Annotated in this window: 16 protein-coding genes and 1 pseudogene; 3 read left to right on the top strand and 14 right to left on the bottom strand. The window is 68.1% G+C overall.

Features of this window, described 5'->3' with window-relative positions; genetic code table 11:
• Positions 1–61: 61 nt before the first annotated feature.
• The 5 genes from RAM80_RS29155 to gabT form a co-directional block, all read right to left on the bottom strand.
• Positions 62–949 (bottom strand): LysR substrate-binding domain-containing protein, encoded by an 888-nt coding sequence (locus RAM80_RS29155; RefSeq protein ID WP_416423835.1) that lies wholly within the window; start codon positions 947–949, stop codon positions 62–64.
• Positions 950–1089: 140 nt separating this feature from the next.
• A complete protein-coding gene (locus RAM80_RS29150; RefSeq protein ID WP_416423834.1) occupies positions 1090–2553 on the bottom strand; it encodes an aldehyde dehydrogenase family protein in 1464 nt (487 codons plus the stop codon).
• Between the two features lie 125 nt (positions 2554–2678).
• On the bottom strand, positions 2679–3167 hold the full coding sequence (locus tag RAM80_RS29145) for an Lrp/AsnC family transcriptional regulator (RefSeq protein ID WP_158153280.1): 489 nt from the start codon (positions 3165–3167) through the stop codon (positions 2679–2681).
• Between the two features lie 45 nt (positions 3168–3212).
• Complete coding sequence (locus RAM80_RS29140; RefSeq protein WP_416423833.1) at positions 3213–3854, bottom strand: HAD family hydrolase; 642 nt, start codon at positions 3852–3854, stop codon at positions 3213–3215.
• 65 nt (positions 3855–3919) lie between these two features.
• Positions 3920–5215 carry a 4-aminobutyrate--2-oxoglutarate transaminase gene (gene gabT, locus RAM80_RS29135; protein WP_416423832.1) on the bottom strand — a complete coding sequence of 432 codons (1296 nt, stop codon included), beginning with the start codon at positions 5213–5215 and terminating at the stop codon, positions 3920–3922.
• Positions 5216–5405: 190 nt separating this feature from the next.
• On the opposite strand from gabT, the gene RAM80_RS29130 reads away from it, so the two are divergent.
• Positions 5406–6332: a 2-hydroxyacid dehydrogenase gene (locus RAM80_RS29130; protein ID WP_416423831.1), complete on the top strand. Its 927-nt coding sequence runs from the start codon at positions 5406–5408 to the stop codon at positions 6330–6332.
• Between the two features lie 55 nt (positions 6333–6387).
• On the opposite strand, the gene RAM80_RS29125 is transcribed toward RAM80_RS29130, so the two are convergent.
• Positions 6388–7845, bottom strand: coding sequence for an NAD-dependent succinate-semialdehyde dehydrogenase (locus tag RAM80_RS29125; protein WP_416423830.1), 1458 nt, complete (start codon positions 7843–7845; stop codon positions 6388–6390).
• 190 nt (positions 7846–8035) lie between these two features.
• Between RAM80_RS29125 and RAM80_RS29120 the strand changes: the two are divergent.
• Together RAM80_RS29120 and RAM80_RS29115 are read left to right on the top strand one after the other, a co-directional pair.
• Positions 8036–8854, top strand: a pseudogene (locus RAM80_RS29120) (MCP four helix bundle domain-containing protein); the annotation flags it as partial.
• On the top strand, positions 8849–9712 hold the full coding sequence (locus RAM80_RS29115; RefSeq protein ID WP_416427586.1) for a methyl-accepting chemotaxis protein: 864 nt from the start codon (positions 8849–8851) through the stop codon (positions 9710–9712). The pseudogene RAM80_RS29120 and the gene RAM80_RS29115, both read left to right, overlap by 6 nt.
• An 87-nt stretch (positions 9713–9799) precedes the next feature.
• Here RAM80_RS29115 and argE read toward each other — a convergent pair whose 3' ends face one another.
• From argE to RAM80_RS29075, 8 genes are all read right to left on the bottom strand, one after another.
• On the bottom strand, positions 9800–10951 hold the full coding sequence (argE, locus tag RAM80_RS29110; RefSeq protein ID WP_416423829.1) for an acetylornithine deacetylase: 1152 nt from the start codon (positions 10949–10951) through the stop codon (positions 9800–9802).
• A 5-nt stretch (positions 10952–10956) separates the two neighbouring features.
• Positions 10957–12168, bottom strand: coding sequence for an NAD(P)/FAD-dependent oxidoreductase (locus RAM80_RS29105; RefSeq protein WP_416423828.1), 1212 nt, complete (start codon positions 12166–12168; stop codon positions 10957–10959).
• Positions 12165–13541 carry an FAD-dependent oxidoreductase gene (locus RAM80_RS29100; protein ID WP_416423827.1) on the bottom strand — a complete coding sequence of 459 codons (1377 nt, stop codon included), beginning with the start codon at positions 13539–13541 and terminating at the stop codon, positions 12165–12167. The genes RAM80_RS29105 and RAM80_RS29100 overlap by 4 nt, the downstream gene beginning before the upstream one ends.
• Positions 13523–13831, bottom strand: coding sequence for a (2Fe-2S)-binding protein (locus tag RAM80_RS29095; RefSeq protein WP_416423826.1), 309 nt, complete (start codon positions 13829–13831; stop codon positions 13523–13525). The genes RAM80_RS29100 and RAM80_RS29095 overlap by 19 nt, the downstream gene beginning before the upstream one ends.
• Positions 13828–15672: an ABC transporter ATP-binding protein gene (locus RAM80_RS29090; protein ID WP_416423825.1), complete on the bottom strand. Its 1845-nt coding sequence runs from the start codon at positions 15670–15672 to the stop codon at positions 13828–13830. Before RAM80_RS29090 ends, RAM80_RS29095 begins: the two co-directional genes overlap by 4 nt.
• Entirely contained in the window at positions 15673–16533 is an 861-nt protein-coding gene (locus RAM80_RS29085; RefSeq protein ID WP_416423824.1) for an ABC transporter permease, read from the bottom strand.
• Complete coding sequence (locus RAM80_RS29080; RefSeq protein WP_416423823.1) at positions 16530–17486, bottom strand: ABC transporter permease; 957 nt, start codon at positions 17484–17486, stop codon at positions 16530–16532. The genes RAM80_RS29085 and RAM80_RS29080 overlap by 4 nt, the downstream gene beginning before the upstream one ends.
• A 108-nt stretch (positions 17487–17594) precedes the next feature.
• Positions 17595–19238 carry an ABC transporter substrate-binding protein gene (locus RAM80_RS29075; protein ID WP_416423822.1) on the bottom strand — a complete coding sequence of 548 codons (1644 nt, stop codon included), beginning with the start codon at positions 19236–19238 and terminating at the stop codon, positions 17595–17597.
• Between the last annotated feature and the right edge of the window lie 39 nt (positions 19239–19277).

The raw sequence follows: 19277 nt of genomic DNA, 5'->3' as shown, positions 1-19277 counted from the left end.
CGCTAACACCCGCCATGCAGGGCCTTCCAACGAGCATTTCTAAGCAATAGGTGAGTTAAATTCAGGCAAGGTGCAGCTGCCCTTCCAGCCACTGCAGGAACGCCGCCACGGCGGGGCGTTCCAGGCGCAGGCGCTCGCAGACAATGGCGTACTGGCCCAGCGCCGTGATGCTGGCGCTGAAGGGCCGCACCAGGCGGCCGCTGGCCAGGTCCTCGGTGGCCGTGAGATTGTCGCCCATGGCCACGCCCTGCCCTTGCGCGGCGGCTTCCAGGGCCAGGCCGGCATGGGCGAAATAGGCGTGGCGCAAGCCCTGCACGTCGCCGGCGTGGGCGGCCAGCCAGGTGGCCCAGGTGCTGCCGTCCTGGTCGTCGTGCAGCAAGCCGTGGCGCGCCAGGTCGCGTGGCTCGCCGAGGGTGCCCTGGTTGAACAGCACCGGGCTGCACACCGGGAAGAACACCAGCACCGGCAACGGCTTCACCCAGTAGGCGCCTCCATCGTCGGGGCCGGCGCCGTAGGTGATGGCAATGTCAATATCCTCGCCCGGGGCGCTGGCGTCGATGGCCTGCTCGTGCACGTGCAAGGTGATGTGCGGGCACTGCGCGGTGAAATCGGCGAGGCGGCGCACCAGCCATTTCTGCGCCAGCTCGGCGGTGACGGCAATGCGCAGCACGGCCTGGGAGGCCGGGTCGCGCAGCTCGTCACAGGCCTCGCCCACCAGTTCGAACGCCTGCTGCAGGCGTTGCAGCAAGCGCAACGCCGCGGGCGTGGGGCGCACCTGGCGGCCTTCGCGCACGAACAACTCCACGCCCAGTTCGCCTTCCAGCTGGCGAATCTGGTGGCTGACGGCGCTGTCGGTAACGCACAGCTCCGCGGCGGCACGGCCGAAATGGGCGTGGCGGGCAGCGCATTCGAACGTGCGCAGGGCAGTCAGGGATGGCAGGCGGCGCATACAAGGGTCCTTGTGGTGATCAGAGTGCGTAGCCGCTGCCGCCAGGCTGCGCTGGCCCCTGAGTGCGCTGAAGATTTCCAGTGTGGTTGAGGGCCAGCGCAGCCTGCGGCAGCGGCTACGCGATTGTGTTGATCCCGCCGTTATTCGTAACCGATGATGGCCTTGGTTTCCAGGTATTCCTCGAAGCCGTGTACGCCGAATTCGCGGCCGTTGCCCGAGCGCTTGTAGCCGCCGAACGGGGCGTGGGGGTTCCAGGCCGGGTGGTTGAGCAGCACCTGGCCGGCACGGATGCGCGCAGCCACCGCGCGTACCACGCCAAGGTCGCTGCCCTGCACGTGGGCGCTGAGGCCGTAGACGGTGTTGTTGGCGATGGCCACGGCTTCGTCGAGGCTGTCGTAGGGGATGATGCACAGCACCGGGCCGAAGATTTCTTCCTGGGCGATGGCCATGTCGGCGTCTACCTCGGAGAAGATGGTCGGCCGCGCGTAATAGCCAACGTCCAGCCCCGCCACCCGGCCGGGGCCACCGCAGATCTGCTTGGCACCGGCGTCGATGCCGCTGGCGATCATGGCCTGCACGCGGTTGAACTGCGCCTGGTTGGCAATGGGGCCCAACACGGTGTCTGCCGACGCCGGGTCACCCACCAGAATGGCGTTGGCCGTAGCCGCCGCCAGCGCCTCGATTTCCGCCAGCCGCGCGCGCGGCACCACCATGCGCGTCGGCGCGCTGCACGACTGCCCGACGTTGCGGAACGCGGTCATCACCCCCAGCGGCACCACCCTGGCAAAGTCGGCGTCGGGCAGCAGCACGTTGGGCGATTTGCCGCCCAGTTCCTGGGTCACCCGCTTCACCGTCGGCGCGGCCGCCTGGGCCACCAGGGCGCCGGCGCGGTTGGAACCGGTGATGGAAATCATGTCGATATCAGGGTGGCTGGCCATGGCCTCGCCCACCTCGGCGCCGCTGCCGTTGACCAGGTTGAACACCCCAGCCGGCACGCCAGCGTCATGCACCAGCTGGGCGAACAACAGCGCGCTCAGCGGCGACAACTCGCTGGGCTTGAGCACCACCGTGCAGCCGGCGGCAATGGCCGCGGCAGCCTTGGCGGTGATCTGGTACAGCGGCCAGTTCCACGGCGTGATCAGCGCGCATACGCCAATGGCCTCGCGGACGATGGCCGTGCCGTGCTCCACTTTCTGGAACGGGTAAGCCGGCAGCAGGTCACGCACCACGCGAATGTGCTCGGCCGCCAGCGGCACCTGCAAGGTACGGGCGAAGCTGATGGCCGCGCCCATCTCCAGTGACAGCGCCTGGGCGAACTGCTCCGTGCGCTCGAGCATCAGCTCATGCAGCCGCGTCAGCACCTGCACGCGGGTCTCTACCGCCGACACGCTCCACTGGGCAAACGCAGCGCGGGCGGCGAGCACCGCGTTGTCCACGTCCGCCGCGGAACCTGCGGCCACCTCGGCCACCACCGCTTCGGTGGCCGGGTTCACCACCGGCAGGCTGCCGGCCGCCTGCACCGGCAGGCACCAGTCGCCGTTGATGTAGAAGCGGCGCGTCAGGGCCGGGTCGATGCTGAAGGTGGTGGCGCTGTGGTCGGTCATTGGCGGGGCCCCGGAAAAAAGGAAAAAACCATGACGCCTACGCTACCAAACCCGCCCCCGCGCCGCGTGCCGTTCGCAGCGCCTGCATGGAAGGTTGTGCTGTATCGTCGGGGGTAAACGGCGCGTTAATGCCGGATCAGCTTGCGCAGGGGCACCACCTCTTTCATCACCGGTGACTTGATGACGATGTAGCTGAAGTATTTGGCGATGCCGATGTTCTTGTCGATGATGCTCTCGATCACTTCCTGGTAGTGCTGGATGCTACGGGTCATGAAGCGCACCAGGTAGTCGTAGCCGCCGCTGATGAGGTGGCATTCGAGCACCTCGTCGACCTGGCGGATGTTGGCCTCGAACTTGGCGAAGTCCTCGCGCTTGTGGTCGCTGAGGGTAACCTCGGTGAAGATGGTCACCGACTCGGTGATCTTCGCCAGGTTGATGTGGGCCTTGTAGCTGGAGATGTACCCCGCCGCTTCCAGGCGCTTCACCCGCTGCAGGCAGGGGCTGGCCGACAGGCCCACGGCGTCGGCGAGGCTGACGTTGGTCATGCGGCCGTCCTTTTGCAGCTCGACCAGGATGTTGATGTCGATGCGGTCCAGTTTGACCATGCCTTCCATTGTGTAGCCCTCGAATGCCAATGTCCCTGAGGTTCTTCAATCAATTCAACGGCGTAACCATAGCTGATGTTGCGACACCAGGTCGGCGAGGCTGTTGATGCACTCGTCCACCGGGCATTCCCCCGCGTGCCGCCGGCCCCGGCGCAGCAGGCACACCGCGCCCTGCTGGGCAGGTTCGGGCAGGCTGGCGCGCACCCACAGCGCCTGCTCGAACGGCACCTGTTGCTGGTCGAGCCAGGCCTGGGCCTCGGCGGGCGCCAGCAGCTCCTCACCCTGGATGCCCAGGCGTTCGCACAAGGCTTCACGGTCCTGGGCGTCGCGGTCACACAGTATCACCAGCCGGTAGAACTTGCGCAGGTACAGCAAGGCCCCCGGCGCGTCCTCGAACAGCGGCCAGGCCACGGGCGTGCGGGCGAAGCTCAGGCTTTCCTCCCAGCTGGCCCGCAGCCCCAGCGCTTCGGCCAGCTGGCGGTGGGTAAAGCACAACAGGCCGGTAAAACCCAGTTCATCGAAGCGCGGGTACAGGCCGTGCAGCACCTGTTCGAAGCGGTCCAGCACCAAGGCTTTTTCCGGCGCGGCGGGGCCACCGGTGAACAGGCCCTGCAGCGCCGTCCAGACGCCGCTGTCACGGTCGATCAGCACGCCGTCACAATCCAGCAGCAACACACGATAATCAGTCAGGCGCATGCCAACTTCATCCCTATGATGGACAACCGCGACCCAGGCGGCGACGCCCGGGCCTGTCGTGGAATTCAGGCAATCAAGACCCGTGCCAAGGCGCGGTCGAGAATGGCCAGGGCTTCGTCGAGCTCGGCGTCGCTGGTGGTCAGCGGCGCCAGGAAACGCACCACGTTGCGGTGCACGCCGCACTTGATCACCAGCAGGCCACCTTCGCGGGCGGCGTCGATCACCTGTTGCGCCAGGGCCGCGTCAGGGCTGGCGCTGCCGTCGGCGCTGACCATCTCCATGGCTAGCATGAAGCCCTGGCCGCGTACGTCGCCAATGCGCGCGTGCCGCTGTTGCAGCGCTTCCAGGCCCTGGCGCAGGCGCGCGCCCAACTGCTCGCCGCGGGCCAGCAACTGTTCGTCTTCAAAGGCGTCGATCACCGCCAGCGCCGCCGCGCAGGCCAGGGCGTTGCCGCCGTAGGTGCCGCCCAGGCCGCCCGGCGTCGGCGCGTCCATGATCTCGCTGCGGCCCACCACGGCCGACAGCGGCAGGCCGCCAGCGAGGCTCTTGGCCACGGTGACCAGGTCGGGCTGGATGCCGGCGTGCTGGAAGCCGAACCAGCGCCCGGTGCGGCCAAAGCCTGCCTGGATTTCATCGAGGATCAGCACAATGCCATGCTGCTCGGTGAGCGTGCGCAGGGCCTGGAGGAATTCGGGCGGCGCCGTGAGGAAACCGCCGTCGCCCTGCACCGGCTCGACGATGATGGCGGCCACGCGGTCCGGGGCGATCTGGGTGGCGAACACTTCTTGCAGCGCGGCCAGGGCGTCGTCGCTGCTCACGCCGCGGTACGGGTTGGGGTACGGGGTGTGGAAGATTTCCGGGGCGAACGGGCCGAAGTTCTGTTTGTACGGCTGGCTCATGCCGGTCAGGCTGCAGCCCAGCAGGGTGCGGCCGTGGAAGCCGCCACGGAAGGCAATCACGCCGGGGCGGTTGGTGTGGCCACGGGCGATCTTGATGGCGTTCTCCACCGCCTCCGCACCAGACGTGAACAGCGCCGCCTTGTGCGGCACGTCAGCGCCCACCAGTTGGCTGAGGCGCTGGGCCAGCTCGATGTACGGTGGGTAGGCCACCACCTGGAAGCAGGCGTGGGAGACCTTTTGCAACTGCGCCTGCACCGCTTCGACCACTTTCGGATGGTTGTGCCCGATATTGAGCACGCCAATGCCACCGACGAAGTCCAGGTAGCGCTTGCCGTCCACGTCCCACAGCTGCGAGCCCTGGGCGCGGTCGATGACCAGCGGGTGGGCGGTGAGCACGCCGCGCGGCACCGATTGTTCACGCTGCTGCAGCAGGCGGGGAGTATCGTTGAGTTTGCTGTTCATCAGGGTTCCTCTGGCCATGCCCGGGAGTGGGTCTCGATGCCTTCCAGAGTACGGCTTGCGCGGAGCCGACTTGGCCGAACTTGCCTGCCAGCCTGCGCAGATCCACTGTTTTGCACGGCGCAAACGGCAGAATCGCTTGGCGCCGATGGCCCACAATAGGCCCAGCCCTTTTCATGCCGCCGAGGACACCATGGCCCTGCTCTACAAAGCCGACCCCCAGCGTGGCGAGCGCTGGCGACAACTGTTCGCCGCCCACGCCCCCGACATCGAGTTCCGCCAGTGGCCAGACATCGGCGACCCGGCCGACATTCACTACCTGGCCGCCTGGCAGGCGCCGGACGACCTGGCCACCCTGCTGCCCAACCTCAAGGCGCTGCTGGCGATTTCCGCCGGCGTCGACCAGCTGAACCTGGCCACCCTGCCTGCCCACCTGCCGGTGGCACGCATGCTCGACCCCGGCATTACCCAGGGCATGTGCGAGTACGCGACGTGGGCGGTGCTCAGCCTGCACCGCGACATGCTGCGCTACCGCGCCCAGCAGCAGGCGGGCGTGTGGGAAGACCACGCGCTGGTGCCGGCCAGCCAGCGCCGCGTGGGCGTGATGGGGTTGGGCCAGCAGGGCCAGGCCATCGTCAACGCCCTGCAACCCTTCGGTTTTGCCCTGAGCGGCTGGGCCCGCAGCGCCCACGACCTGCCCGGCGTGGCATGCTTTGCCGGTGATGGCCAGCTGCCGGCGTTCCTGGCCCAGTGCGACATTCTAATCTGCCTGCTGCCGTTGACCGAGCACACCCGTGGCATCCTCGACCGCCGCCTGTTCGCGCAACTGCCCCGGGGCGCAGGGCTGATCAACATGGGCCGTGGCGCGCACCTCAACGAAGCGGATTTGCTCGACGCCCTGGCCAGCGGCCAGCTCGGCGGCGCGGTGCTGGACGTGCTGGCCGAGGAGCCGGCAGCCGCCGACCACCCGTTCTGGCAGCACCCGGGCATCGTGCTCACCCCGCACATTGCCGCCATGACCCAACCCGACAGCGCCTTCGCGGTGCTGCTGGACAACATCCGCCGGCACCAGCGCGGCGAGCGGTTGAATGGGCAGATAGACCGCAGCGACGGTTATTGACGCGGCCTGCGGCCGCTGCTACGGGCCGTAGCAGCTGCCGAAGGCGGCGTCTGCTTCAGACACCGCCGATATGGAAGGCCTTGATTTCCAGGTACTCGTCCAAGCCATAGCGCGAGCCCTCGCGCCCCAGGCCCGACTGTTTCACGCCACCAAACGGCGCCACTTCCATGGAAATGACCCCGGTGTTCAGCCCCACCATGCCAAAGTCCAGGGCCTCGCCCACCTGCCACGAACGCTGCAGGTTTTGCGTGAAGTAATACGCCGCCAGGCCATAGGGCGTGTCGTTGGCGATGGCGATGGCCTGGGCTTCGCTGTCGAAGCGAATCAACGGCACCAGCGGCCCGAAGGTTTCTTCCTGGGTGCAGAGCATGGCAGTGGTCACGTCGGCCAGCACCGTCGGCGCCACGAAGGGGCTGGTGGCATCCGGCACGCCGCCGCACAGCAGCCGCGCGCCCTGCCCCAGCGCATCGTCGACGTGGCGGGCGACCTTCTCCACCGCCGCCTGGTTGATCAGCGGCCCCAGGGTCACGCCGTGTTCCAGGCCATTGCCCAGCTTCAGCGTGGCGACTTCCTGCAGCAGGCGCTCGGCGAAACGCTCGTAGATACCGTTCTGCACCAGGATGCGGTTGGCGCATACGCAGGTCTGCCCGGCGTTGCGGAACTTGCTCAGCATCAGCCCGGCCACGGCCTGCTCGATGTCGGCGTCATCGAAGACAATGAACGGCGCGTTGCCGCCCAGTTCCAGGCTCAGGCGCTTGATGTGCTCGGCGCTCTGGCACATCAGCAGGCGGCCCACGGCGGTGGAACCGGTGAACGAGATCTTGCGCACGGTGGGGTTGCCAGTCAGCTCGGCGCCGATCGCCTGGGGCAAGCCGGTGATCACGTTGAACACCCCAGCCGGGATGCCCACGCGCTCGGCCAGCACCGCCAGGGCCAGAGCCGACAGCGGCGTCAAATCCGACGGCTTGACCACGATGGTGCAGCCCGCCGCCAGCGCCGGCGCGCACTTGCGGGTGATCATCGCGGTGGGGAAGTTCCACGGCGTGATGGCGGCGCACACGCCCACCGGCTGCTTGAGGGTAAGCAGGCGGCGGTCGCCGGCGGGCGCCGGAATGGTGTCGCCGTAGATGCGCCGGGCTTCCTCGGCGAACCATTTGACGAAGCTGGCGCCGTAGCGGATCTCGCCTTGGGCCTCGGCCAGGGGCTTGCCCTGCTCCAGGGTCATGATCAGCGCCAGGTCGTCGAGGTTGTCGAGGATCGCCTGGTGCCAGGCCTCCAGCAACAGCGCGCGCTGGGCCGCCGGGCGGGCGCGCCAGGCCGGCAGCGCAGCCTCGGCAGCCGCGACGGCATGGCGCGTCTCGGCGCCCAGCAGTGCCGGCACCCGGGCGATGCACGCGCCGGTGGCCGGGTCGAGTACGTCCAGAGTGGCGCCGGTGTCGGCGGCCAGCCACTGGCCGTTGATGTAGGCGCGTTCGGCCAACAGGGTGGGGTCTTTCAGTCGGTTGCGCAGCATGGGACGGGTCCTGTGAGTCACGGTAGGTCCAGTCTAAAAACATGCGCCGCGCGCGGATGCCGAATACGCCGTGGCAACGGTGGCGAATGCTGAAAAAAAGCCGCCGGCAGCAGGTGCTGCTTAATTTTGACGTGCCGGTCTATACAAAGTTGCCGAAGTGTCTATTCCGGGCCTCAAGCTTAAACGTTTCATGCCGAAAGAAGGGTATTACTTTGCCACTATCGAGACCTTCTTGATGAACCTTCGCCACCTGAACATCGCCCCCCGATCACTCTTGTGCTTCGGCTTTTTCGCCCTGCTGATCACCGCCCTCGGGCTGTTTTCGCTGTTCCAGTTCAGCCAGCTGAAAGGCTCGCGCGCCACCCTGCAGGAGCAGGTGCTGCCCGCCGTGCAGACCATCGGCCGAATCAAGAGCGACCTGCTGACCATCCGCCTGGGCAACACCAACCTGCGCGTGGCCCTGAGCAGCCAGGGCGCAGACCTGGCGCGCACCAGCATCAACCGCGGCCGCGACGATCTGCAGGCCGACGTGCGCAAGCTCAAGGCCATGTTGCGCAGCGACGCCGGGCTGCAGGCCTACACACAGCTGGAAACCGCCATGGGCCGCTACCTGGAGGTGCACACGCGCTTCCTGCAGGCCATCGAACAGAAGCGTGACGACGTCGCCACCGCCCTCAGCCAGCCCACCGGCGAGCAGACCGTGGCCGGCAACCAGTTCAGCAGCGACATCGACGCCGTGGCCCAGCAGGTCAACCAGACCATGGCCGAGTCCGACGTGGTGGCCAACGATGCCTACAGCCAGGCGCGCAACGTGACCATCGGCGCCATCCTGGTGGCCCTGGCCGCCACCCTGGGCCTGGCCACGCTGTTCACCCGCAGCCTGGTAACCCCGGTGGCCCGCGCCCTGGCGGTGGCCGAGCAGATCGCCGCCAACGACCTCAGCAAGCCCATTGTCGTCGATGGCCGCGACGAGCCCGGGCGCCTGCTGGCGGCGCTGGCGCGCATGCAGGCCAACCTGCAACGCACCCTGGCCGAGCTGGGCGGTTCGTCCAACCACCTGGCGTCCACTTCTGAAGAGATGGCCGCCCTGACCCAGGACGCTCTGCACGGCATCCAGCGCCAGAACGACGAAATCAACCAGGCCGCCACCGCCATCAACCAGATGAGCGCCGCCGTCGAAGAGGTGGCGCGCAACGCCGCCCTGGCCTCCACCGCTGCCCGCGACTCCAGCCAGTCGGCGGAAAACGGCCGCCAGCGCGTGGACGAAACCCTGAGCGTGATCAACGCTCTGCACGAATCGGTGGGCGCCACCGCGGTGGAAATCGACGGCCTGGCCCTGCAGCTCAAGGACATCAGCGGCGTGCTGGACGTGATTCGCGGGGTGGCCGAGCAGACCAACCTGCTGGCCCTGAACGCCGCCATCGAAGCGGCGCGGGCCGGTGACGCCGGCCGTGGCTTCGCGGTGGTGGCGGATGAAGTGCGGGCCCTGGCCCATCGCACCCAACAGTCCACGGCGGAAATCGAGACCATGATCGTCTCCATCCAGGGCGGCGCCAGCAAGGCGGTGACCTCCATGGGCCAGAGCAGCGAGCGCGCCCGCGCCAGCCTGGAAGTGGCCCAGGGCGCTGGCCAGGCGCTGGCCGAGATTACCGCGGCGATTGTGCAGATCAACGAGCGCAACGTCAGCATCGCCACCGCCACCGAGGAACAGGCACAGGTGGCCCGCGAGGTGGACCGCAACCTGACCAGCATCCGCGACCTGTCGATCCAGACCTCGGCGGGCGCCGACCAGACCTCGTCGGCCAGTGGCGAGCTGTCGCGGCTGGCGGTGCAGTTGAATCAGGTGGTGTTGCAGTTCAAGGTGTGATGCAACCTTGTGGGAGCTGGCTTGCCAGCGAGCTTTTCAGTGGCCCCAACGGCTCGCTGGCAAGCCAGCTCCCACAGGTTACCGCCGCTACAGGGATTTCAGCAGGGTTTGCAGCAGGCGTTCGCAGGCTTGCAGCTGCGCCAGCTCCACATACTCATCGGGCTTGTGGGCCTGCTCGATCGAGCCCGGCCCGCACACCACCACCGGCACGTTCAGGCGCTGGGCGAACAGCCCGCCTTCGGTGCCGAACGCCACCTTCACCTGCGCCGTCTCCGGCGCGGCGAAGGCCTTCAGCCAACGCACGGCGTCAACCGTGGGCGAGGTGTCCAGCCCCGGGTAGGCGTTCAGGCTTTCAATGCGGATATCCGCCACGCCACTGACCTTCTTCGCCTCGCGGGCAATGGCCTCGGCCTGCTCGGCCAGTTGCGCCAGCATCACCTCGGGGTCATCGGCCGGCAGGTGGCGAATCTCGAATTCCAGGGTGCACAGGTTCGGCACGATGTTCAGCGCCTTGCCGCCGTCGATGCGGCCGACGTGCACGGTGCTGTAGGCGATGTCATAGGCGTCGTCGTGGGCGCCCTGCTGTTGCAGCCGCTGCTGGGTGTTGCGCAGGCTGCCGATGAAGTCGCTGGCCAGGTGGATGGCGTTGGCCGCCAGCGGCGCCAGCGACGAATGCGCCTCCTGGCCGTGGCAGTGCACGCGGTACGAGGCCTTGCCCTTGTGGCCCAGGGCAAAGTGCATGTTGGTGGGTTCGCCGACGATGCACAGGAACGGCCGCTGCGGCGCCAGGTGCAGCACGTCCAGCAGGCGCCGCACGCCCACGCAGCCAATCTCTTCGTCGTAGCTGAGCGCCAGTTGCAACGGCCGTTGCAGCGGCTGCCCCGCGGCGCTCAGCAGCGCGTCGAGGGCCACGGCGATAAAGCCCTTCATGTCGCAGGTGCCACGGCCGTAGAGCTTGCCGTCGCTGAGCGTGGCCTGGAACGGTGGCCGGGTCCAGGCCTGGCCGGCCACCGGCACCACGTCGGTGTGCCCGGACAGCAGCACGCCCGGCACGTCCCTGGGGCCGACGCTGGCGAACAGGTTGGCCTTGGTGCCGGCTTCGTCGTGCACCAGGGTGGTGTCGATGCCCTGGGCGTTGAGGAGCTGTTGCACGTAGTGAATCAGCGCCAGGTTGGACTGGCTGGAGGTGGTGTCGAAGCTGATCAGCTGCTTGAGGATATCCAGGGTGCGGGTGTTCATGATTTTCACGCTGTAGGGGCCGTTTTTGTGGGAGCTGGCTTGCCAGCGAGCTGTTGGGCCCCTGAAAAGCTCGCCGGCAAGCCAGCTCCCACAGAGGCAAAGCGGTTGATGTGGAAGTCGTGGATGCGCGTGCTGGTGCTGCCGGTGGCGATCAGTTCGGCCATCACCGCGCCCACGCCCGGGCCCAGCTGGAAGCCGGCGCCGCAGAAGCCGAAGGCGTAGTACAGGCCGTCCACCTGGCCGCTGGGGCCCATGATCGGCAACGAATCGGCGGTGTAGCTCTCGATGCCGCTCCACACGCGGATGATGTTCAACGGCGCGATGCCCGGCACCAGCCGGCGCATCTGGCTGATCTGGTTGAGGATGCTGCGCGGCTCCACGTGGGCGCGACGCTTGAGCATGTCCGGCTTGCTGCGATAGCCGCCGCCGATGACGATGTTGCCGCGGGCAGTCTGGCGGAAATAGATCACCTCTTCGGGAATCTTGGTGTACACGCCAATCACCGTCTTCAGCGCATAGGGCACCGGCTCGGTGACGGCCATCTGCGGGCCGTTGGTGTCCAGCGGCACCGGCTCGCCGAACTGCGCCGAGAGCTTGTCGCCCCAGGCGCCGGCGGTCACCAGCAGGTTCGGCGCGCTGAAGCGACGGCCGTCGGTGGTGTCGATGTAAAAGTCGCCGCCCACCTTCTGCACCTCGCGCACCTCGGTGCGTTCATGCACCGTGGCGCCGGCGCGAATGGCCGCGCGGGCGAACGCCGGGGCGGCCAGGCGCGGGTTGGCATGGCCATCGTGGGGGGCGTAGGAGCCGCCCTGCACCTCCGGGCCCAGGAACGGAAAGCGTTCGTGCAGGGCCTTGCCGCTGAAAATCTGCAGGTCCAGCTCGCGGGCCTCCGGCGCCTGGGCGTAGGCCTCAAGGTCAGCGATGTGCGCAGCGTCATAGCACACGCGCATGTGGCCACTGGGCATGAACTCCAGGTCTTCGCCGATCAGCTCCGGCAGGCGTTTCCACAGGTGGAACGAGCGGTTCGACAGTTCCAGCTGGCACAGGTAGCGGCCCTGGCGGCGGACGTTGCCGAAGTTGACGCCGCTGGCGTACTGGCCGATCTGGTCGCGCTCCAGCAAGATCACCGAACGGCCATGCTGACGCAGGAAAAACGCAGCGGCGGCGCCCATGAAGCCGCCACCGACGATGACTACGTCCGCCTTTTGCACGGTCATGGTGCTACCTCCTGCAAACTCAGGGTCAAGGGTTTGACCGGCGCCTGGCCGCGCTGGCGGCCGACATCGCGCACCGGCACGCCGGCCTCGGCGGCAATGATTTCAGCGCCGGCCTGGGAGCAGTAGCGCCCCTGGCAACGGCCCATGCCCACGCGGCTGAAGGCCTTGGCGCGGTTGACCTCGCAGGCGCCCTTCTCGCGCACCACGCCGCGCAGTTCACCGGCGCTGATCATCTCGCAGCGGCAGACGATGGCCTCATCCGGCAGGTGCTCGACCTGCGCCGCCGGCCACGGAAACGCCTGGGTCAGGCCGAGGCGGAAGCGCTCCATCTGCGCCAGCAGGCGGCGCTGGGCCTGCACCTGATCGTCGGCCACTGGCAGGCCCAGATCCTTGAGCAGCGCCAGGGCCGCCAGGCGCCCCGCCGCTTCCGCCGCGTCGGCGCCACGAATGCGCGCGCCGTCACCGGCGGCGTAGACGTTGGCCAGGGAGGTGCGGCCGTCTTCGTCGGTCTGCAGCAGCCACTGCCCCGATGCCTCGTCGAAGGCAAAGGCGCAGCCGGCCAGGTCCGCCAGCTGGGTCTCCGGGCGCAGGTGGTAGCCCAGGGCGACGGCGTCACACGGCACGTGCAGCCGCACGCCCTTGCCGGTGCGCACGGTCACGCCCTCGACGCCGGTGCGCTCGTCACCGTGGATCTGCAGCGGCGTGACGCCCAGGTGCACCGGGACTCCGGCCTGGTACAGGCCCGCCAGCAGGCTGACGCCGGTGGCCAGCACGCCGGGGCGCGCCATGAGCTTGGGCGTGGCTTTCAGGCGCGAGTACAGCGGCGAGGTGTCGAGCACCGCCGCCACCTGGGCGCCGGCCTTCACGTACTGGCTGGCCACCAGGTACAGCAACGGGCCGGTGCCCATGAACACCACGCTGGCGCCGATGGACACGGCCTGGGCCTTCAGCGCGATCTGCGCGCCGCCCAGGCTGTAGGTGCCTGCCAGCTGCCAGCCGTGCACCGGCAACAGCCGGTCGGTGGCACCGGTACACAGCACCAGCGCGTCGTAGTCCAGCGCCGAATGGCGGCCCTGGCTGGCGCAGCACAGCTGCTGGTCGGCCAGGTTCCACACCAGGGTATCGGGGCGGTAGTCCAGTTGCGCGCGCAGCTGGTCGAAGCGCTCGTGCAGGGCGCGGGCCTTGCCGGCCTCGCTGCCGTACAGCTGCGTGTAGTCACGGGTGAAGCCCTCGGGCTGGCGCCGGTAGATCTGCCCGCCGGCGCGGCGGCCCTCGTCCACCAGCGTCGGGCGGATGCCCGCGGCCAGCAGGGTCTCGGCGCAGCGGATGCCCGCAGGCCCGGCGCCGACAATGGTTACCCGCGCAGTGGCCATAGTGCCTCCGGTTGTGCGGTGAGAATGTCCAGGCCGTCGCGCACCTCCTGGCTACAGGCGCGCAGGCGCTCGCCGCTGCGGGTCCACACCCAGCAGTCCTGGCAGGCGCCCATCAGGCAGAAGCCGGCGCGGCGGCCGTTGTCGAATTCCGAGCCGCGCAGGCTGTCGCCGCAGGTCAGCAGCGCCACCATCAGCGTGTCGCCTTCCAGCGCCTGCACCGGCTGGCCATCGACCTTGAGGTGAACGGCCGGGCGTTGCTGCTCGGCCAGGCGGACAAAACGGGCACTCATGCGTAGGCTCCCTGGGTGGGCAAAATAAGGGTCGGTTGGCCAGCCGCGAGTTGCGGGCTGTCCAGGTGGCAGAGTATCTCGCTGCCGCCGACGATGGCGCGGCGGTTCGGCGCGGTGTGGTTGCACAGGCCTTCCACGCGCAGCGGGCAGCGGTTGAGGAAGGTGCACAGCTCGCGCTGGTTGGCCGTGGGCGCGCTGATGGGCGGCAGCTTGCAGGCCACCGCCGTGCTTTCCAGCCAGCCCTGGCGCAGCGCCGGCACCGAGTTGATCAGCAGGTTGGTGTAAGGGTGGAACGGCGCCTGGGCCAGGGCCTGGCGGCTGCCGCTCTCGACGATATGGCCGCTGTACATCACCGCCACGTCGTCGCACAGGGCGCGCACGGTGGAAATGTCGTGGCTGATGAACAGGTACGACACCTGCAGCTCGCGGCGCAGTTCGGCCAGCAGCTCGAGAATGGCGGCGCCGACCACGGTGTCCAGCGCCGAGGTAACCTCGTCGCACAAAATCAGGTCCGGCTTGGCCGCCAGCGCGCGTGCAAGGTTGACGCGCTGCTTCTGCCCGCCCGACAAGGCACCGGGGCGGCGCTCGGCGAGGCTGCGCGGCAGCTTCACCAGGTCCAGCAGTTCATCGATGCGCTTGCTCTGCGCCGCGCCTTTCAGGCCGTGGTACGCGCGCAACGGCCGGCCGAGGATATTGGCGATGCTGTGCATGGGGTTCAGCGCCGTGTCGGCGTTCTGGAACACCATCTGGATGCGGCGGAACTGGTCGGCGCTGCGGCCCTTGAGGTCGCCGGACAGCGGCTGGCCGTCGAACAGCACCGCGCCGCGCGCCGGTTGCAGCAGGCCGGCCACCACCCGCGCCAGGGTCGACTTGCCCGAGCCCGACTCGCCAATGATGCCCATGGCCTGGCCACGGTGCAGGGTCAGGTCGATGTCTTCCAGCACGCGGATGCGCGGCAGCCCGTGCAGGTCGCGCGGGCCGTAGCCGGCGGTCATGCCCTGGATGGTCAGCAGCGGCGTGTTGCCGCGCGCCACGTCGTCCACGCGGATCTTCGCTGCCGGCCGCGCCGCGGCCAGCAGGCTGCGGGTGTATTCGTGGTTGGGCGACTTGAGCAGCGCGGCGGTGCCGTTGTCTTCCAGGATCTGCCCGCCGTTGAGCACGATGATCTGGTCGGCCATCTGCGCCACCACCGCCAGGTCGTGGCTGACGTACACCGCCGTGGCGCCGCGCTCGCGCACCACGCGCTTGAACGCGCGCAGCACGTCGATCTGGGTGGTCACGTCGAGCGCCGTGGTGGGCTCGTCGAGCACCACCAGCAGCGGGTCGCTGATCAGCGCCATGGCCGCCATGACGCGCTGCAACTGCCCGCCCGAGACCTGGTGCGGGTAGCGCTCGCCGATGTGTTCCGGGTCTGGCAGCGCCAGGTCGCGGAACAGCTCGATGGCCTTCACCCGCAGCTCGTCGCGGCTGCCGCCCACGCCGTGGATCAGCGCGCCTTCAAGCACCTGGTCGATCAGCTTCTGCGCCGGGTTGAAGGCTGCGGCGGCGCTTTGCGCCACGTAACACACGCGGTTGCCACGCAGGGCCTGCAGCTCGCTTTCGCTCAGGGCCAGCAGGTCGTCGTCGCCCACCCGCACCTGGCCACCGGCAATGCGGCAGCCGCGGCGGGCATAGCCCAGCAGCGACAGGGCGATGGTGGTCTTGCCCGAACCCGACTCACCGATCAGCGCCAGCACCTCGCCGCGCTCCAGGTTGAAACTCACGCCCTTGACAATCTCGGTCTCGCCGTGGTCGCCACAGGCATTCACGCGCAGGTCTTTGACTTGGATGAGATGGCTCATTCAGTGCCCTCCCTTGCTGCGCTGGCGACGGCTGGAAATGCTGTCGATCAGCAGGTTGATGCCCACGGTCATGGAGCCGATGGCCAGCGCCGGAATCACCAGCGCCGGTGCACCCTGGCTGAGGCCGCCGATGTTCTCGCGCACCAGCGAGCCGAGGTCGGCGTCCGGTGGCTGCACGCCCAGGCCCAGGAAGCTCATGCCGCTGAGCAGCAGCACGATGAAGCCGAAGCGCAGGCCCAGGTCGGTGAGCACCGGGTTGAGCATGTTCGGCAGAATTTCCACGCAGGCGATGTACCAGCGCGGCTCGCCACGGGTGCGTGCCACCTGCACGTATTCCAGCGCTTCAATGTTGGTGGCCAGGCTGCGGGCGATGCGGTAGCAGCCCGGCGCGTAACTGAGCACCGCGGTGGCGATCAGCAGCTCCACCGAGGCGCCGAAGGCCGACACCACCACCAGCGCCAGCATCTTGCTGGGGATGGAAATCAGCGCGTCCATCAGGCGGCTGACGCAGCCGTCCAGCCAGCGCGACGACACCACCGACAGCAGCGCCAGCGCGGTGCCCACGGTGCTGGCCAGCACCGCCGCCACCAGCGCCAGGCCGACGGTGAAGCGCGCACCAATCAGCACGCGGCTGAGCATGTCGCGGCCCAGGTAGTCGGTGCCCAGCGGGAAGGCGCGGCCCAGGTCGTCGAAGACGTTGCTGGACACCACGTCACCCACGCCATGGGGCGCCAGCAGGCCGCCAAAGATGGCCACCAACAGCCAGAACAGGCACACCACGGCGCCCACCACGCCCAGCACCGGGGTGCGCGGGCGGGCCAGGGGTTTGAAACCAGCGGACTTGCCAATGACGTTGTTCATCGCTGTCTCAGCCTCGGGTTGGAAATGATTGCCACCACGTCGGCCACCAGCACCAGCGCAAGGTAAGCGGCGCAGAACAGCATGGTGCAGGCCTGCACCAGGGCCATGTCGCGGTTGGTGACCGCGTCCACCATCAGGCTGGCGATGCCGGGGTAGTTGAAGATGGTCTCGACGATCACCACGCCGCCCAGCAGGTACGACAGGCTCAGGGCCACGGCGTTGACGATGGGGCCGATGGCGTTGGGCAGCGCATGGCGCAGCACGATGCGCACGGGGCTGGCGCCCTTGAGGCGGGCCATTTCCACGTAGGGGCTGTCGAGCTGGTCGATGACCGCGGCGCGGGTCATGCGCGCCATCTGCGCCACGATCACGCAGCACAGGGTGACCACCGGCAAGGCATAGGCGCGCAGGAATTCCAGCGGCGTGTGCACCTCGGCGGCGAACGACAAGGCCGACAGCCAGCGCAGCTTGACGGCGAAAATCAGCACCGCCAGGGTCGCCACCAGAAATTCCGGCACCGCCACCAGGGTCAGGGTGCAGAAGCTCAGCACGCTGTCCAGGCGCCCGCCACGGCGCATGGCCGAGACGATGCCCAGGGTCAGCGCCACCGGCACCGACACCAGCGCCGTCACGGCCGCCAGCATCAAGGTATTGGGCAGGCGCCCGGCCATCAGCTCGCTGACCGGCATGGCGTTGGACACCGACTCGCCCAGGTGGCCGGTGACCAGGCCGCCGAGCCAGTGCAGGTAACGGACGATGCCGGGCTGGTCGAGGCCCAGCTGGGTGCGCAGCGCCGCCACCTGTTCGGGCGTGGCGAACTGGCCCAGGGCCTGCTGCGCGGCGTCGCCGGGCAGCACCGCGGTGATGGCAAACACCACCATCGACACGATCAGCAGCGTCAGGGCCACCAGCCCCAGGCGCCGCGCGATCAGCCAGTACAGAGTGTTGTGCATGGTACGTCTCCTGCACCGTTTTTGTGGGAGCTGGCTTGCCAGCGAGCTTTTGGGGGCCTGGAAAAGCTCGCTGGCAAGCCAGCTCCCACAGGCCCGCTAAAGCTCAGGTCACGCGTCCAGCCACACCTGTTCGGCGAACATGTAGCCCATGAAGCCGCCCAGCGGGTTGCTGCCGTAGCCCTTGATGCGCGCATCCACGCCGTCGATGTTGCTGATGAACACCGGGATGCCGATGCCGCAGTGGTCGTGCACCAGGGCCTGCATGTCCTTGTACATCTGGCTGCGCTTGGCGTCGTCGGTCTCGCCGCGCGCGGTCATCAGCAACTGGTCGAACTGTTCGTTCTTCCAGCCCGATTCGTTCCACGGCGCGGTGGACTGGAAGAACTGCGAGAAGATGATGTCGGCGTTCGGCCGCGGGTTGATGTTGCCGAAGCTGATGGGGTGCTTCATCCAGTGGTTGGACCAGTAGCCGTCCGGCGGCAGGCGGTTCACGGTCAGGTCCAGGCCGGCCTGCTTGGCCGACTGCTGCAGCAGCACCGCCATGTCCACCGAACCTGTGGCCGCCGGCGAGGCCACCAGCGGCATCTTCACGCTGCTCATGCCGGCTTTCTTCAGCAGGAAGCGCGCCTTGTCCGGGTCGTATGGGGTTTGCGGCAGGTCGGCGTTGTAGTAACGCGAGCCCGGCGCAATAGGGTGGTCGTTGCCCACTACCGCGTAGCCACGGAACACCGCCGACTTCACCTGTTCGCGGTCCAGCAGGTACTTCATGGCCTGGCTGAAATCGGCGTTCTGGGTGGGCATCTGGTCCTGGCGCAAAATCATGTCGGTGTAGTTGCCCGACGGCGCGTCCACCACTTTATGCCCGGCGCTGGCGGCAATGCGCTGGGTGGAGCGCGGGTTCACTTCGTTGATCATGTGCACGTCGCCCGACAGCAGCGCGTTCACCCGCGACGGCTCGTCGGAGATGGCGATGAACTCGATCTCGTCCAGGTACGGCAGGCCCGGCTTCCAGTAGTTGGGGTTGCGCGCCGCCACCGAGCGCACGCCCGGGCGGAACTCCTTGACGGTGAACGGCCCGGTGCCGATGCCCAGGTTGAAGTCGGTGGTGCCGGCCGGCACGATCAACAGGTGCGACACCGCCAGGATCGACGGCAGCTCGGCGTTCGGCGCGGTCAGCTTGATCTGCACTTCCAGCGGGCCGGTGGCCTTGATTTCCGCGAACTGCTCCATCAGCGGCATCACCTTGGAACCGGTGGCCGGGTCTTTATGGCGGGTCAGCGAGAACACCACGTCGTCGGCGGTCAGCGACTTGCCGTTGTGGAAGGTGACGCCGCTGCGCAGGGTGATGGTCCACAGGCTGGCGTCGGTGTGGTCGATTTTCTCGGCCAGCTCCAGCTGCGGCACCAGGTGCGAGTCGAAACGCGTCAGGCCGTTGTAGAACATGTACTGACGGGCGTAGTCGGTGGACAGCGCGCCCTTGGCCGGGTCCAGGGTGTCGGCGGTGGACGAGGACATGCCCGCCACGCGGATGCGCCCGCCCTTCTTGCCCACGGTGGCGGGGCCGGCGTCGGCGTCGGCGGCGAACACCGAGCCGGCGCCGCCCAGCAAGCCACCCACGCTGCTGGCCATGATGCCGGCCACGCCGAGCATGCGCAGCGCTTCACGGCGCGACATGCCACGGTTCAAGCCTTCGAAGATACGTACGCTGTCGGGGCCGGTGATGAGCGCGGATTCGACCTTTTTGTCTGTCATGGCGGTGCTACCTGTCGATAATCGGGTTACACGAAGGGC

Source organism: Pseudomonas sp. App30 (assembly GCF_047947025.1).
Lineage (GTDB): Bacteria > Pseudomonadota > Gammaproteobacteria > Pseudomonadales > Pseudomonadaceae > Aquipseudomonas.
This window is presented reverse-complemented; position numbering and strand designations above follow the sequence as displayed.